11 protein-coding genes are annotated in these 15,696 nt (G+C 59.1%); 6 read left to right on the plus strand and 5 right to left on the minus strand.

Annotation, left to right across the window (positions count from 1 at the left end; translation table 11 throughout):
- Position 1 precedes the first annotated feature (1 nt).
- The gene (locus tag HDC32_RS02085) at positions 2–1,153 is read left to right on the plus strand and encodes an acyl-CoA dehydrogenase family protein (RefSeq protein WP_184742287.1); all 1,152 of its coding nucleotides are present in this window, start codon (positions 2–4) and stop codon (positions 1,151–1,153) included.
- Between the two features lie 74 nt (positions 1,154–1,227).
- On the opposite strand, the gene HDC32_RS02090 is transcribed toward HDC32_RS02085, so the two are convergent.
- From HDC32_RS02090 to HDC32_RS02105, 4 genes are read right to left on the minus strand one after another with little or no spacing between them, the layout of a single operon-like run.
- Positions 1,228–2,001: an enoyl-CoA hydratase gene (locus tag HDC32_RS02090; protein WP_131696260.1), complete on the minus strand. Its 774-nt coding sequence runs from the start codon at positions 1,999–2,001 to the stop codon at positions 1,228–1,230.
- A gap of 11 nt (positions 2,002–2,012) precedes the next feature.
- Positions 2,013–3,140, minus strand: a complete 1,128-nt coding sequence (locus HDC32_RS02095) for an acyl-CoA dehydrogenase (RefSeq protein ID WP_184742289.1) — start codon at positions 3,138–3,140, stop codon at positions 2,013–2,015.
- A gap of 12 nt (positions 3,141–3,152) precedes the next feature.
- Complete coding sequence (locus HDC32_RS02100) at positions 3,153–4,337, minus strand: acetyl-CoA C-acyltransferase (RefSeq protein ID WP_184742291.1); 1,185 nt, start codon at positions 4,335–4,337, stop codon at positions 3,153–3,155.
- A gap of 12 nt (positions 4,338–4,349) precedes the next feature.
- Positions 4,350–5,117 carry an SDR family NAD(P)-dependent oxidoreductase gene (locus HDC32_RS02105; RefSeq protein ID WP_131696257.1) on the minus strand — a complete coding sequence of 256 codons (768 nt, stop codon included), beginning with the start codon at positions 5,115–5,117 and terminating at the stop codon, positions 4,350–4,352.
- A 200-nt stretch (positions 5,118–5,317) separates the two neighbouring features.
- Between HDC32_RS02105 and HDC32_RS02110 the strand changes: the two genes are divergently transcribed.
- The 5 genes from HDC32_RS02110 (at position 5,318) to HDC32_RS02130 (ending at position 15,157) form a co-directional block, all read left to right on the plus strand.
- On the plus strand, positions 5,318–6,211 hold the full coding sequence (locus HDC32_RS02110; protein WP_167656329.1) for a bestrophin family protein: 894 nt from the start codon (positions 5,318–5,320) through the stop codon (positions 6,209–6,211).
- 70 nt (positions 6,212–6,281) lie between these two features.
- On the plus strand, positions 6,282–7,340 hold the full coding sequence (locus HDC32_RS02115) for a HEAT repeat domain-containing protein (protein ID WP_184742293.1): 1,059 nt from the start codon (positions 6,282–6,284) through the stop codon (positions 7,338–7,340).
- Between the two features lie 111 nt (positions 7,341–7,451).
- The gene (locus tag HDC32_RS02120) at positions 7,452–8,954 is read left to right on the plus strand and encodes an ATPase domain-containing protein (protein ID WP_131696255.1); all 1,503 of its coding nucleotides are present in this window, start codon (positions 7,452–7,454) and stop codon (positions 8,952–8,954) included.
- A 44-nt stretch (positions 8,955–8,998) separates the two neighbouring features.
- Positions 8,999–10,633 carry an ATP-binding protein gene (locus HDC32_RS02125; RefSeq protein WP_221461895.1) on the plus strand — a complete coding sequence of 545 codons (1,635 nt, stop codon included), beginning with the start codon at positions 8,999–9,001 and terminating at the stop codon, positions 10,631–10,633.
- Positions 10,634–10,945: 312 nt separating this feature from the next.
- Positions 10,946–15,157: a YopT-type cysteine protease domain-containing protein gene (locus HDC32_RS02130; protein WP_184742295.1), complete on the plus strand. Its 4,212-nt coding sequence runs from the start codon at positions 10,946–10,948 to the stop codon at positions 15,155–15,157.
- Between the two features lie 101 nt (positions 15,158–15,258).
- Here the strand turns inward: HDC32_RS02130 and HDC32_RS02135 are convergent, their stop codons facing one another.
- Positions 15,259–15,636, minus strand: coding sequence for a response regulator (locus tag HDC32_RS02135; protein WP_057703059.1), 378 nt, complete (start codon positions 15,634–15,636; stop codon positions 15,259–15,261).
- Positions 15,637–15,696: the final 60 nt, after the last annotated feature.

The raw sequence follows: 15,696 nt of genomic DNA on the forward strand, positions 1-15,696 counted from the left end.
CATGCAAGACATTGAATACACTGAAGAACAGGTAATGATTCGGGACATGGCACGCGACTTCGCCCGCGGCGAAATTGCCCCCCATGCCCAAGCCTGGGAGAAAGCCGGCTGGATCGACGACGCCCTGGTGGCGAAGATGGGCGAGCTGGGCCTGTTGGGCATGGTAGTGCCGGAAGAATGGGGCGGCACTTATGTTGACTACGTGGCGTATGCCCTGGCGGTGGAAGAGATTTCTGCCGGTGATGGCGCCACCGGTGCGTTGATGAGTATCCATAATTCAGTGGGTTGCGGGCCAATCCTCAACTACGGCACAGATGCACAGAAACAAACCTGGCTGGCCGACCTCGCCAGTGGCCAGGCGATTGGCTGCTTCTGCCTGACCGAACCGCAGGCCGGCTCCGAGGCCCACAACCTGCGCACCCGGGCCGAACTGCGCGATGGCCAATGGGTGATCAATGGCGCCAAGCAGTTCGTCAGTAACGGCAAGCGCGCCAAGTTGGCGATTGTATTTGCCGTGACCGACCCGGACCTGGGCAAGAAAGGTATTTCCGCGTTCCTGGTCCCCACCGACACCCCAGGGTTTGTAGTCGATCGCACCGAACACAAGATGGGTATTCGGGCCTCGGATACCTGCGCCGTCACCCTCAACCAATGCAGCGTGCCCGAGGCCAACCTGCTCGGCGAGCGCGGCAAAGGCCTGGCCATCGCCCTGTCCAACCTCGAAGGCGGCCGCATCGGCATTGCCGCCCAGGCGCTGGGCATCGCCCGTGCGGCCTTTGAGGCGGCGCTGGCCTATGCCCGCGACCGGGTGCAGTTCGACAAGCCGATCATCGAGCACCAAAGCGTGGCGAACCTGCTGGCGGATATGCAAACCCGCCTGAACGCTGCCCGTTTACTGATCCTGCACGCGGCGCGCCTGCGCAGTGCCGGCAAGCCCTGCCTATCGGAAGCGTCCCAGGCCAAGCTGTTTGCGTCGGAAATGGCCGAGAAAGTCTGCTCGAGTGCGATGCAGATCCATGGCGGCTACGGATACCTGGAGGATTACCCGGTGGAGCGTTACTACCGGGATGCGCGGATCACGCAGATTTACGAAGGGACCAGCGAGATCCAGCGGATGGTGATTGCCAGAGAGCTCAAGCACTACCAACTCTAACTGACACACTACACAACCAATGTGGGAGGGGCTTGCCCCCTCCCACATTTGATCTTCAGTGCTTGAAGGATCGCTTACTTATCCTTGAACTCCGGTGCACGCTTGGCCACAAACGCCGCCATGCCTTCCTTCTGATCCTGCGTCGCGAACGCCGCATGGAACACTCGGCGCTCAAAGCGCACGCCTTCGGACAGGCTCACTTCAAACGCACGGTTCACGCTTTCCTTGACCATCATGCTGATCGGCACCGACTTGCCGGCAATCAGCGTGGCGACTTTCAGTGCCTCGTCCAGCAGTTCATCGGCCGGCACGATGCGCGCCACGATCCCGCAGCGCTCGGCTTCCACCGCATCGATAAAACGCCCGGTCAGGCACATTTCCATGGCTTTTGCCTTGCCCACCGCGCGGGTCAGGCGCTGGGTGCCGCCCATGCCCGGCAGCACGCCGAGGTTGATTTCCGGCTGGCCGAACTTGGCGCCGTCACCGGCCAGGATGAAATCGCACATCAGCGCCAGTTCGCAACCGCCGCCCAGGGCGAAGCCGTTGACGGCGGCGATGATCGGCTTGCGGCGGTTGGCCACGCGATCGCTGTCGCTGAACAAATCGTCGAGGTAGATCTGCGGGTAGGTCAGCTCGGCCATTTCCTTGATGTCGGCGCCGGCGGCGAAAGCTTTTTTCGAGCCGGTCAATACGATGCAGCCGATTTCCGGGTTGGCTTCCAGGCCATCCAGCGCCTGGTTCAACTCGCTGACCAATTGCGCATTCAGGGCGTTCAGGGCGTGCGGACGGTTGAGGGTAATCAGCCCGACGCGGCCCTGGATTTCGAGCAAAATGGTTTCGTAACTCATGTATCGGCTCCTTAGAGATTGCGTGAGATGACCATGCGTTGGATATCGCTGGTGCCTTCGTAAATCTGGCAGACCCGCACATCGCGGTAGATCCGCTCCAGGGGGAAGTCGCTCAGGTAACCGTAACCGCCGAGGGTTTGCAAGGCTGCGGAACAGACTTTCTCAGCCATTTCCGAGGCGAACAGCTTGGCCATCGAGGCCTCCACCAGCGCTGGTTTGCCACTGTCACGCAGGGCGGCGGCGTAATGCACCATCTGCCGCGCTACGGCGATTTGCGTGGCCATGTCCGCCAGGCGAAAAGCCACGGCCTGGTGTTCAATGATTGGCTTGCCGAAGCTTTCGCGCTCCCGGGCATAATCGCGCGCCGCCTCAAAGGCGGCGCGGGCCATGCCCACCGACTGGGAGGCGATGCCGACGCGACCGCCTTCAAGGTTGGCCAGGGCGATCCTGTAGCCTTCGCCCTCCTGCCCAAGACGGTTAGCCACCGGCACCTTCACATCCTCGAACAGGATCTGGCAGGTATCGGAGGCATGCTGGCCGAGCTTGTCCTCGATACGGGCCACGCTGTAGCCCGGCGAATCGGTGGGCACGATAAACGCACTGATGCCACGCTTGCCCGCTGCCGGGTCGGTGACGGCAAACACAATCACCACCCCTGCGTTTTGCCCGGAGGTGATGAACTGTTTGCAGCCGTTGAGCACGTAATGGTCGCCTTCAAGGCGTGCGCGGGTTTTCAGGCCGCTGGCATCCGAACCGGCTTGCGGTTCGGTCAGCGCAAAAGCACCGAGCATGGCGCCGCTGGCGAGGGGGGTGAGGAATTGCTCCTTCTGCTGATCATTGCCGAAGGTCAGGATAGGCACACAGCCCACCGAGTTGTGCACGCTCATGATGGTGGAGCAGGCGCCGTCACCGGCGGCGATTTCTTCCAGGGCCATGGCGTAGGCCAGATAACCCGTGTCGCAACCGCCCCACTGTTCCGGCACCAGCATGCCGAAAAAGCCCAGTTCGGCCATCTCGCCGATGGCTTCCTTGGGAAAGCGATGTTCGCGGTCCCACTCGGCGGCAAACGGTTTGAGCCGTTCCTGGGCAAATTGCCGGGCCGCGTCGCTGATTTGCAGTTGTTCGTCATTGGGCAGCATGGGGGTAGGTCCTTAATACAGGCATTCGACGGCCATGGCCGTGGCTTCACCACCGCCAATACAAATGGCGGCGACGCCACGCTTGAGGCCTTTCTGGCGCAGGGCCGAAAGCAGCGTGACCAGGATCCGCGCGCCGGACGCGCCAATCGGGTGGCCCAGGGCGCAGGCGCCGCCGTGGACATTGACCTTGGCATGGGGGATTTCCAGTTTGCTCATGGTCACCAGGCTGACCACGGCAAAGGCTTCGTTGATTTCGAACAGATCGACCTCGTCGAGGCTCCAGCCGGTCTTGCTCATCAACTTGCGAATCGCCCCCACCGGTGCCACCGGAAACAGCCCCGGTTCATCGGCAAAAGCCGCGTGCCCATGGATCACCGCCACCGGCTTGAGCCCGCGCTTTTGCGCCTCGGACTCACGCATCAGCAGCAATGCTGCCGCGCCGTCGGAAATCGAACTGGAATTGGCCGCCGTCACCGTGCCGCCTTCGCGGAACGCCGGTTTGAGGCTGGGGATTTTTTCCGGCTTTGCCTTGGGGGGCTGTTCGTCATGCAGGATGGTTTTCTGCTCTTTGCCGACGGTGACCTGTACCGGGACAATTTCGGCGGCGAAACTGCCATGGGTGATTGCCTCCTGCGCACGGGTCAGCGAAGCGATGGCAAACGCATCCTGCGCCTCACGGCTAAAGCCGTTCAGCTGCGCGCACTCCTCGGCAAAGGTCCCCATCAGGCGGCCCTTTTCATACGCATCTTCCAGGCCGTCGAGGAACATATGGTCGATAACGCGGCCGTGGCCCATGCGATAGCCGCTGCGGGCGCGGTCCAACAGATAGGGCGCGTTGGACATGCTTTCCATGCCGCCGGCGATCACCACGTCGACACTGCCGGCCAGCAGCGAATCATGGGCCAGGATCGCCGCTTCCATGCCCGAGCCGCACATTTTGTTGAGGGTGGTGCAACGCGTGGATTTGTCCAACCCGGCGCCCAGGGCGGCTTGACGCGCAGGCGCCTGGCCCAGGCCGGCGGGCAGCACGCACCCAAACAACACCTCATCCACGGCGTCGGCGGCGATGCCAGCACGCTCGACCGCCGCACGGATGGCGGCAGAGCCCAGTTGCGGCGCAGTCAGGCCCTTGAGGTCGCCCTGGAACCCGCCCATGGGCGTGCGCACGGCACTGACAATCACGATGGGATCATTCATGGGTCATCCTCCTTACTTGGCCGCCATGCGCAAGGCACCGTCGAGACGGATCACCTCGCCGTTGAGCATGCTGTTTTCAATGATGTGCCGCACCAGCGCGGCGTATTCGACAGGCTTGCCCAGGCGTGGCGGAAACGGCACGCCGGCGGCCAGGGAGTCGCGCACGTCCGGGGTCATGCCGGCCATCATCGGGGTTTCGAAAATGCCTGGGGCGATGGTCATCACGCGAATGCCGAAGCGCGCCAGCTCCCGTGCGGCGGGCAAGGTCAGGCTGGCTATCGCGCCTTTGGAAGCCGCATAGGCAGCCTGCCCGATCTGCCCGTCGAACGCAGCCACCGACGCGGTGTTGATGATCACCCCGCGCTCGCCGTCGGCGTTCGCTTCAGTTTCGGCGATGGCCGCTGCTGCCAGGCGCAGCAAGTTAAAGCTGCCGATCAAGTTGACGTTGATCACCTGGGCAAAGCTGGCCAGCCCGTGGGGGCCACTCTTGCCGAGGATCTTTTCACCGCGCACCACCCCCGCGCAGTTGACCAAACCATGCAAACCGCCAAACGCCGCGACCGTTGCCTGCACGGCGGCTTCGGCAGCGGCTTCCTGGCTGATATCCGCCACTGCGCTGCGGGCGTTGTCGCCGAGCTGCCTGGCCTTGGCCGCCACGGCGTCGGCATTCAAATCCACCAGCATGACCTTGGCGCCGGCCGCGACCAGCATGTCTGCGGTGGCCGCACCAAGGCCGGAAGCGCCGCCGCTGACCAGAAAAATCTTGTTCTCAATCTGCATTATTGGTTCCTTGAACGGTCGGTATCGTCGAAATAGTCGCTCTGCCACGCTACGACAGCAATGGTCAAAGCCTTCAACATGGCTGACTGGTTTGGCCAATCATCGACCGCGCTGATCGGCCGGTCAGTCCAAGCGATTGGACGCCCGGCTTGCAAGCTCCTAACCTGAGAGCCTGCGCCACCGAAGAAGTCCGCCCACCGATGATCGTACGTCCCAAACCGAACCTGCTGGGCATCCTGTTTTCGCTCAAGGGCTCGATTGCCAAGCGCATCGCCCTGCGTAGCCTGCTGGTCACGCTGCTGGCGTCGGTGATCGTGTTGGTGGAAACCCTGCACCCGGCGTATTTCTCCAAGGTCAACGCGACACCCTTTACGTTGCTCGGGCTGTCGCTGTCGATCTTCATGAGTTTTCGAAATAACGCCTGCTATGACCGCTGGTGGGAAGGCCGCAAGCAACTGGGGCAGATGATCATCGAGGTGCGCTCGCTGATTCGCGAGACCCAGGTGCTCACTGACCCCGCGGAGCGTGGGCGCTTGCTGCGGGGGCTGGGCGGCTTCGCCCACGGGCTGGTCGCGCGTCTGCGCCACGAAGACGAAGCCCGGGCGATAAAGCCGTGGGCCAGCGTGGAAGCGAGTCATCCCAACCTCCCTGACCGGGTGCTGCAACAGCTCGGCGCGCGATTTTCCGCTTTGGCCGAGCAAGGCGCCATCAGCGAATGGCGTTACACCCAGTTGGAAACCCGCCTGGTCAGCCTCAGCCAGGTACAGGCCGCGTGCGAGCGAATCAAAAGCACGCCGCTGCCCTTCCCTTACACCTTGCTGCTGCACCGCACCATTTACCTGTTCTGCATTCTCTTGCCGTTCGCCATGGCCGAACCCCTGGGCTGGCTGACGCCGGTGTTTACCGCCATCGTCAGCTACACCTTCTTCGGCCTCGATGAAATCGGCGACGACCTGGAAGACCCTTTCGGCTTTGACGAAAACGACCTGCCCTGCAATGCGATCCTGCGCACCCTGGAGCGTGAGCTGCTCGCCGCCCTCGGCGAAACCGACCTGCCAGCGGCCCTGGAACCGGTGGAATACGTGCTGACCTGACACGGGTTTGACACCTGCCGTGGTCTGACCGAAGCTTGCGACTTTGCTTCTTCAGCTTTCGGACACCTGCATGTCAAAGTCACGCCGTTACTCCATCGTCGGCCTGTGCGCCCTGTTGTTGATTGTGCTGATCACCTGGTATTTCTCCCGCACCCCCCAGGTGGCCGTGCCTCCCGCCATTGCCCATGGCTACTCCAAAGCCCTGAAACAGGCACACAACGGTGAACCGGGCGCCGCGCGTGTGCTGTATCAGCAACTGGGCCGGCCGGACCTGTCACCCGAGCGCCGCGCCGCCTTGCATGCCGAATTGCCCAACTACCCCAGCCCCCAAGCCTTGAAGCTCGCGGACAAGGACCTCAGCAGCGAATCGCCGCTGGTGCGCGAGGCCGCCATCCACAGCATCGTCGGCCTGGTGCCCACCGGCCAGCGCACGCTGTTGCTCGGCCCAGTGCTGGATGACCCCGAACAAAGCGTGCGTTTCGCCGCCGCCAACGCCTTGCTCGGCCTGTCGCCAGACGCCCTGGGCCTGTACTTCGGGCCGTTGCAGCAGGTGTTGGACGAGTTCGTGAAAAAGCTCAAGGCCGAGCCCGAAACCGCCGAAGGCTGGATTCAACTGGCGCGCCTGTACATTCACAGCGCCCTGCTGCCAGACGCACAAAACGCCCTGGAACAGGCCATGCGCTTGCAGCCGGACAACCTGCAAGCGGTCGTGGCGCAGATCGAACTGCTGGATAAACAAGGCAAGACCGACGAGTCCCGCCAACTGTTGGCACGGCAACTGGCGGCGCATCCTGAGTCGGCCTACCTGCAGCACGCCCTCGGCATGTGGTTGCTGCACCACGGCGAGCGTCCCTATGCGCTGCTGGGTCTGTCCAAGGCGGTGGAGTTGGAGCCGGACAACCAGGATTATCGCTATGACCTCGCCACCACCCTGCACGCCCAGCAGGAATTGGAAGCCGCCCAGCGCCAATTGGAGGAAATCATCCAGCGCCATCCGGCCAATCGCAAGGCACGGGTGCTGCTGGTCAACTATTGGAAAGAAAGCGGTCAACTGCAGAATGTGCAGGTGCTGCTCGCCCAGCTCGAACAGCAAAACCCTGACGATCCGGCCCTCCAGCAAGGCCTGTAGGCGCAATAATCACGCATCAGTTTGAACCGCCGCAAAGCGCTACGGTCAAGAGAACATGGCACGTCCACCTGGATGCGCATCCTCTACTCGTATGTGACCTGAGGGCACTTCTTGTCTACATCCAAAGCGTTGTTAAGCGAAAAAGCAGCCACCGGCATCGAGGGCCTCGACGACATTCTGTGCGGCGGGCTATCGCGCAGCCATCTGTTCCTGCTGGAAGGTGAACCGGGTACCGGTAAAACTACGGTCGCCCTGCACTTCCTGCAGGCCGGGGCGAAAAAGGGCGAGCGAACCCTGTACATCACACTGTCCGAAACCGAGCGTGAGTTGCGCCAGGGCGCCGAGTCCCATGGCTGGGACCTGGACGACAATATCCATATCTTTGAATTGACCCCGCCGGAGAGCCTGCTGGATGCCGAGCATCAGCAGAGCCTGCTGTACTCATCCGACCTCGAGCTGGGCGAAGCCACCCGGCAGATCTTTGAAGTGGTGGAACGGGTCAAACCGACCCGCGTGGTGATCGACAGCCTCTCGGAAATCCGCCTGCTGGCGCAAAGTTCGCTGCGCTATCGCCGCCAGATCCTGGCGATCAAGCATTACTTCGTGCGCTATGACGCTACCGTGCTGCTGCTCGACGACCTGACCACCGAATCCCTCGACAAAACCGTGCACAGCGTGGCCCACGGCGTGGTTCGTCTCGAAGAGCTGACCCCCAACTACGGTGCCGAGCGCCGTCGCGTGCGGGTGGTGAAGTATCGCGGGCAAAAATACCGTGGCGGTTTTCACGACTTCACCATCATGCAGGACGGCATCCATGTATTCCCGCGCCTGGTAGCTGCCGAACATCGCGGTGGCTACACGCGCCAGACCTTGAGCAGCGGCATTCGTGAGCTGGATGCCTTGATGGGCGGCGGTGTCGAGACCGGCTCCAGCAGCCTGATCCTCGGCCCGGCCGGTACCGGCAAATCGCTGATCTCGATGATCTTTGCCGCGGCGGCGGTAGCCCGTGGCGAAAAGGCTGCGTTATTTATCTTCGATGAAGAGCTGGGCCTGCTGTTCGAGCGCATGAGCAACATGGGCATCGATCTCGCCGCCCTGCAAGCCACCGGTAACCTGCTGATCGAGCAAGTGGACGCCGCCGAGTTGTCCCCCGGCGAGTTCTCACACCGCGTGCGCCGCTGCGTGGATGAACGCGGGATCAAGACCGTGGTTATCGACAGCATCAACGGCTACCAGGCGGCGATGCCGGAAGAAAACGCGCTGATCCTGCATATGCACGAACTGCTGCTGTACCTCAACCGCCGTGGCGCAGCGACATTCATGACCGTCGCACAACACGGGCTGGTCGGCGACATGCAGGCGCCTGTCGACATTACTTACCTGGCCGACACGGTGATCCTGTTGCGTTACTTCGAGGCCCTGGGCAAGGTCCGCCGCGCCATCTCGATCATCAAGAAACGCACCGGCGCCCACGAGTCGACCATCCGCGAATACCGTATCGGCAGCCGTGGCATGACCGTCGGTGAACCGCTGGATAACTTCCAAGGTGTCTTGCGTGGGATCCCGACCTATATGGGCGCCGGTTCCCCTTTGCTCAAGGATGAGGGCGTGTGACGACCGTACCACCCATATCCGAACGCGCAATCGTGCTGGCGCCAATGGGCCGTGACGGCTCGCTGGCGCTGATGATGCTCAACCAGGCCGGTTACAGCGGGATCATCGCCAGCAACCTGACGGTGCTGTGCGAAGCGCTGGAGCAAGGCGCCGGCATGCTGATCATTGCGGCCGAGGCCCTGCGTGGCGCGGACCTGGAGCCGCTGCTGGAGCATCTGCATCGTCAGCCCGCCTGGTCTGACCTGCCCATCGTGTTAATGACCCACCATGGTGGCACCGAGCACAACGGCTCATCACACTTCAGCGGCTTGCTGGGCAACGTGACCTTCCTGGAGCGTCCCTTCCACCCCGTGACGTTGATCAGCCTGGTGAGCGCAGCCCTGCGTGGGCGGCGCCGCCAATATGAAGCACGGGACAGGTTGATCGACCTGAGCGAGAGCGAACTGCGCCTGCAGCGCACCCTTGAGACGCTGGAGCAGCAAGTCGAAGAACGCACGGCGCAGTTGCGCAGCAATGAAGAAGCCTTGCGCCAATCCCAGAAGATGGAAGCCGTCGGCCAGTTGACCGGCGGCATCGCCCACGACTTCAACAATATGCTGACCGGCATCATCGGCAGCCTGGAACTGCTGCGAAGGCGTGTGTCCCGTGGCAAGCTGGATGACCTCGACAGCCTGATCGACCTCGGTGTGACCTCCGCCAACCGCGCCGCCGGCCTCACCCACCGCTTGCTGGCGTTCTCGCGGCGCCAGTCGCTGGATTCCAAGCCGGTACAGATCAACGAACTGGTCACGTCCATGGGCGAGCTGCTGCAACGCAGTCTCAACGAAAGCATCGCCTTGGACATGCGCCTGGACAGCCAATTGTGGACCGCCGAAGCCGACCCCAATCAACTGGAAAGTGCCCTGCTCAACCTCGCACTCAACGCCAGGGATGCGATGCCGGGGGGCGGGCGGCTGACGGTCGACACCAGTAACCGCCATCTGGACAGCGTGTTTACTGCCGCCTACGGCACGCTCACGCCGGGCGACTATGTGGAACTGAGCGTCAGCGACACTGGCTGCGGCATCCCTGAAAGCCTGATTGGCCGGGTATTCGACCCATTCTTCACGACTAAACCCATCGGCCAGGGCACCGGCCTGGGCCTGTCGATGATCTACGGCTTCGCGCGCCAGTCACGCGGGCATGTCACCATCCACAGCGAGGTGGGCAAAGGCACCACGGTGAGTCTGTTCCTGCCGCGCTATATCGGTGAAATCAGCGAGGACAGGCCGTTGGACCCGGCGCTGCTGCCTGTCGCCAATACCGGTGAAACCGTGCTGATCGTCGAGGACGACCCGGCGGTGCGCGTGCTGGTCAGCCAGGTACTGAGCGAACTGGGCTACGCGTTTGTCGAAGCCGGCGATGCCGATAGCGCACTCCCGATTATCGAATCCAGCCAGCGCATTGACCTGATGATCAGCGACGTAGGCTTGCCTGGGATGAACGGGCGACAACTGGCAGAGATCGGTAGGCAGATTCGCCCCGAGCTGAAGGTGTTATTTATTACCGGATATGCCGAGCATGCGGCGGTGCGGGGTGGTTTCCTGGACCCGGGGATGCAATTGATCACCAAGCCCTTTACCTTTGACTTGTTGACGGCGAAGGTGCGGGAGATGACTCACATAAAGGCCAGTGAATGAGGCGCAGGTCAAGCGAAACGCTGGGTCTCGACCGGGCCCGCTGACAGGCTATTTACGTTGAAGGCGACGAATTTGGTTCATTGAAAACTTCGTTAATGACCTGCAATGTCTGAAGTTTTACTTTTAGATACAGGAAGTAATACTCAAGTGCCGTCGGTGAGTCACCTTTGTATCGGCGCCCAGCGCATTTAGTAACTTCCGGCAAAGGGTAGAGTTGGAACGTTAGAGGCTAATACCAATACCAAGTGTTAAACCGCGGGCGCAGTTACAACACCCGGGGTATGTTCATTTGCCTCTCAGAGAATGCCCCTCATGATTTCATCCGATAGCGTTACTCTTCCCCGCCAGCATCTTCAGAGCACCCCGCAAACATCAACTTCCGCCTCGTCCCATGCGCCTCTTGCTGAATCTTCTTCCGAGTGGGACATCGATCCGATACGTAATCAACGATCTATTCGGAGTATCGGGCAAAGATCGCTTCTCGCCCAACAAAGTGTCCAGAATCAGTTGCCACCACCTCTGCAAAAAAATTCGATGACGGCGGCCGATGCCATTGGCCTACAAGCACTTATCGATGGCCTGACTAAAACAGGTGAGTTGCAGAAACATCAATACTATGGCACTGAACGGCGGCTTAGATCGTTGCAGATAACCCTGCCACCAGAATCTTACATTGCGCGCAAGAACAACCTTCTCGAAGGGCAAAGCATGAGCGCCGAACGATACATCCAGGCGCTGGGTTTGCCGTTACCCACCAGTTGGCAAGAGACCTTGCGATTGACCCAGAAAATTGCCATGCCATTGCCCGCACCGCCTGCGTTGGGTGATTTCGGGGGGCTGCTGGGTCGGACGGTACCCCTGGCTCAATTCCAGCAAGACCGCGTGCGCGCTATCGTCAACGAATCAGCTAATACCAGCATTCAGTCCTTGATCATACACGCTGTCACCAACACAGAATCACCCGTAACCCCTCGCAAGGTACTCGAACAGTTGATCGCAAACCCCCAGGCGCAGGCACTGGGTCAGAAATTGGAAGCCGAACTGCAGGGCATTTCAACCACAACCAGTGTCAATGAATGGTTGATGACAGCGGTGGCACTGGAACTGGGCATCACGCCCGAAACACAGCGCAACCGTATCGCAGGCTATGACCTGAACCAGCCCGACAATTGGGGCAAACCCGCTTCGGCGATCATCGCGGCGGTCAATGACCATCTAGAACGTGAAAACGCCAATGTCCCTGACGTGAGGGGTTATTTGCTGCTCTCGCGGGTCGCGCCGCAGTTTCTGGTCAAACAGTTGCCCGAGAACCTGGTGTACGGTTCCAACGAGTGGGCTGTGTTCAGTGCTGCCGTTTCGCGCATTGAGCAACAGGCGCCCGGTACTGCGGCGACCATGACATTTGACCAAGTGATCGAGTTCGGCAACACCTCTGCGGTCAGCGAGCGCCAAGCGGTGCACGCCGCCCTTGCTGAACGCAACGCCATGGTTGACTGGGGTATCGTCAATGGTTTTCTCATTAAGGATGACGATGACAACTACGACCCAGCAGCGATTGAGCACACGCGGAGCAAATTCAACGAGCAGATAACAGAACTGAGTACACGCCTCGCGGTGTTCTCCTCACCGCTGCCGACCAGAAAAGCCTTGGCAGAAGCCGAACTCAAAAAAGTACTGGGCGATCACGTCCCTCTCGAGAAAGAATTCATCAAGCTGGGCCGCCAAAACAGAGGTGGCACAGCATACTCGATTATTGATCTATATATGTCGGGTCGGCTCAAGGCCGATACGCTCAGGTCTGATTTTGACAAGGAGCTACTAAAAAAACTCGAGCCTAAATTCGATGAGCTTCCCGATATCGAAGAAGTATTTAAAGAAACGTTCACGCCTTATTTCGACGGGGTAAAAAAAGCCTTTACCTCGCGTATAAAGAATCAAATTTCACGACTCCCTTTAGAAGACCGAAAAAACTTTGGATTCGGGGGATTAACGGCTTACTCCGTTCGCCTACCACTGCATGAGGATAGAGAAGATGATATCAGTCAAAAACAATACAAAAAAATTGGACGCGATTGCATATTGTTTAAAACGGTGCGTGGCGAGAAATCCACCTACTATGAGTTTTCTGTAAGCGATCAGACTATTCGCAAAAAAATCGACCTGCCTGACGATCTGCCGATCGGCGCAACCCGTATCTTCCGTGGGGTAGACGGCGATAAATATATCGAAGGGTTTGAACGGCTGCCGTTTGACCTCGATAAGTATGGGATCGGGAATGGAGGCCTACCACCGCCAAAAGTCCCCGTCATTATTGATCGGGTCAAGATCCAGCCCGCGTCAGTCACCTCCGGCGCCGACGAACCGAATTCGACAACTGCTCCACTCAAGACGTTCTTTACCGCGAAGACCGATGCGATTGCCAAGACCGTCAGCGAGCATTTTTTCAGCGACAAGGACAGTTTCGAGGCAAATGCTTCAGGTGAAACAAACTTTGAGAAGCGGTACCGGAAAAACAATAAACTCAGCAACGACATTCTGAATGTAATTATTCCGTTCAAATCCGCTATCGAAAACGCGATTGAGGGTAAATGGGACGACGCCATCGGCGATGCAATGCTGGATCTGATAGCGCTTTATAATCCTGGCGCCAAAGGCAGCGGCATTGTTAACAGAACCAGTAAAACAACGGCTATGAGGCTACTGACAGGCGTCAAGAAATTCGGTGGCGCCGTGCTTAAAGACGCCAATCTTTTCGCTGACGTGGCGGACCTGACGCGCTTGTTGACGAAAGGTGCGAGATCCGCAGCATCGTCACTCTCTGACGGTGTTCATTCCCTACAGATGTCTAGCCGCAGTTTGCTCAATGCTCCTAACGGCCTGGACAGCGTGTCGATGGGTACCTTCAAGTATCAAGGCGAAGTTATGGAGGGTGCGGCAGCGTTCAAAGATAACAAGTGGTACGCACTTGATCCCTTGTCACTAAAACCTTATGGCGCACCGCTGGAGGATTTCTTGCCCTCGCTGCAGAACCAAATGGCAGAACTCGGGAAATGGGCGACTGCGGACAGCCCCCGAAAGACACTCGATGAGGCCGTTGTCAAAAGCTGGAAAAAGACCGTTAACGACCATCGCACTGGACCGCAAAAAGCTCAGTTTGAAAGCGGATACCAATCAGGAAACCCCCAAACTATCAGAGGGTTCTCCAATTCCATGAAGCCCGCAGATATCATAACCTTGGCTGGCAATAAAAACCTTACCGCCAAGGAGGTCGGGATGCTGCTCAAGCGGTTCGACGATCTCTCTTACCAAATCGGTCGGGTTGGCTCAGCTCGTTTTATCGATGCCATAGAACCAGGGCTCGGCAGCGTAATACCTATGCCTCAAGTCATATACCTTTCCAAGACCGGGCAATTGTCCAATGGCCAATGTGCCGCGCTGTCACGTGTCATGGCGGACGCCATGGCAGAAGGCAAAGAACGGTTATTGATCAAGAACATGCTCAGTGCAGCGGCCTACCCGGCCGATCCGGCCTCCAGAGAATTTACTGCCAAACTGAGCAAGATCCAAACCCAAGTCGGCGCGCGAAGTGCTTTTCATGCTCAACAGACGGTGCGTCAGGAGACGGTTCAAGGCATCGTGAATGAGCTGGCCGACGCCAGCGTATCCAAGTCAATAATGATCGACTCTCCTGGTCACGCCATGGCGGCTGGCGTAAGGGTTGATGACACAGGAAAGAGCTTCTACTTCTATGACCCTAATCATGGGCTTGCGAAATTTTCCAATGCACAGGACATGGAAAAGGCACTGGAGAAACTGACTCGTGACAAGAAACTGGAGCCAGGCTACGTGACTCATAGTACTGACCCCGCTAAGTTGGAGTTCAAGGTCTTCGACCATACTGATGCGTGGCAGCGAACAAATAGTGTGCTGAGTACGGATGTTAAAAAGCTGTATGACGCACGACTCGCCATCCGACCAGACAGCGAAAGAAGTGCTGAAAAGTTCATGGTTCGTTTACTCAATGAACGTCTTGCCACCCCCGGGACCAAGGCGAGTGTCCGAACCCTTGAGGAACTGAAGAAATTTGACTTCGCTGTCCCAACCCAAATATTTCGAGGGCATACAGCTACCGGGGATACTCTCGCGACCGGCCTCAGGCGTGCAGCGGGAACGGACTCTTCCGGCGACGACTATCTGGCTGCGATTATCCAACATACGGCAAGAACATCAGGCAGTGGCGGTGAAGTCATGTCATTCAGCGCGAGCAAGGCCAAAGCCAATAGTTTTGCCACTCAGTACTCAACACCCACTAAGAAGGTGCCCGTCTTTACTGTCGACACCACCCAAGACCCGAACGCATTTCGAACGGTGGTCGATATCGTTCTTAAAGACGGGGAAAGACTGGTCGGGGATAAAAAAATCACTAAAGCAACCCTTCTGCAAGCCGTTGAAAAATTGAACGGGCAGGAGTTAGAGGTCTTTTATGTCAAAGGGGACATACCGCCGGCATTTATGGTGAGCTAAAGCACCTCTCATCCTACGCTCAATGCCAATAGGAAAAAACTGACACCTTGAACCTATGAAAGCGAAAGCAGCGGCGTCGGACTTTCGACGCCGACCCGCCATCAGGCCAATAACCGCTGTATATGCTCCTGCAACGTATCCAGATCAAACGGCTTGGCCAGGATCGGCGCATTGCGCGTGATCGGGCTGTTGCAGTCGAGAATTTCCTGCGGGTAGCCGCTGATAAAGATCACTTTCAATTCCGGGCGCAACTTGAGCGCGGGCTCGGCGATCTGCACGCCGGAAATCCCACCGGGCAAACGGTAGTCGGTGACCATCAGGTCCAGGTGCGGCTTGGTGGCGAGGATTTCAAAGGCCTGCTCCCCGTTGATCGCCTTCAACACCCGATACCCCAGGCCGGCCAGGTACTCACCCAGCACAAACATAATGGATTCGTCGTCCTCGACGATCAGAACGACATCTTGTGCATCTTCACTCATGGGAAGCCTTTGTCCGGTCAATTGCTGCAATTACGACCATGGGGTCACGCAGAGGTTGCG

This window comes from Pseudomonas sp. JAI120 (assembly GCF_014207255.1).
Classification (GTDB): domain Bacteria; phylum Pseudomonadota; class Gammaproteobacteria; order Pseudomonadales; family Pseudomonadaceae; genus Aquipseudomonas.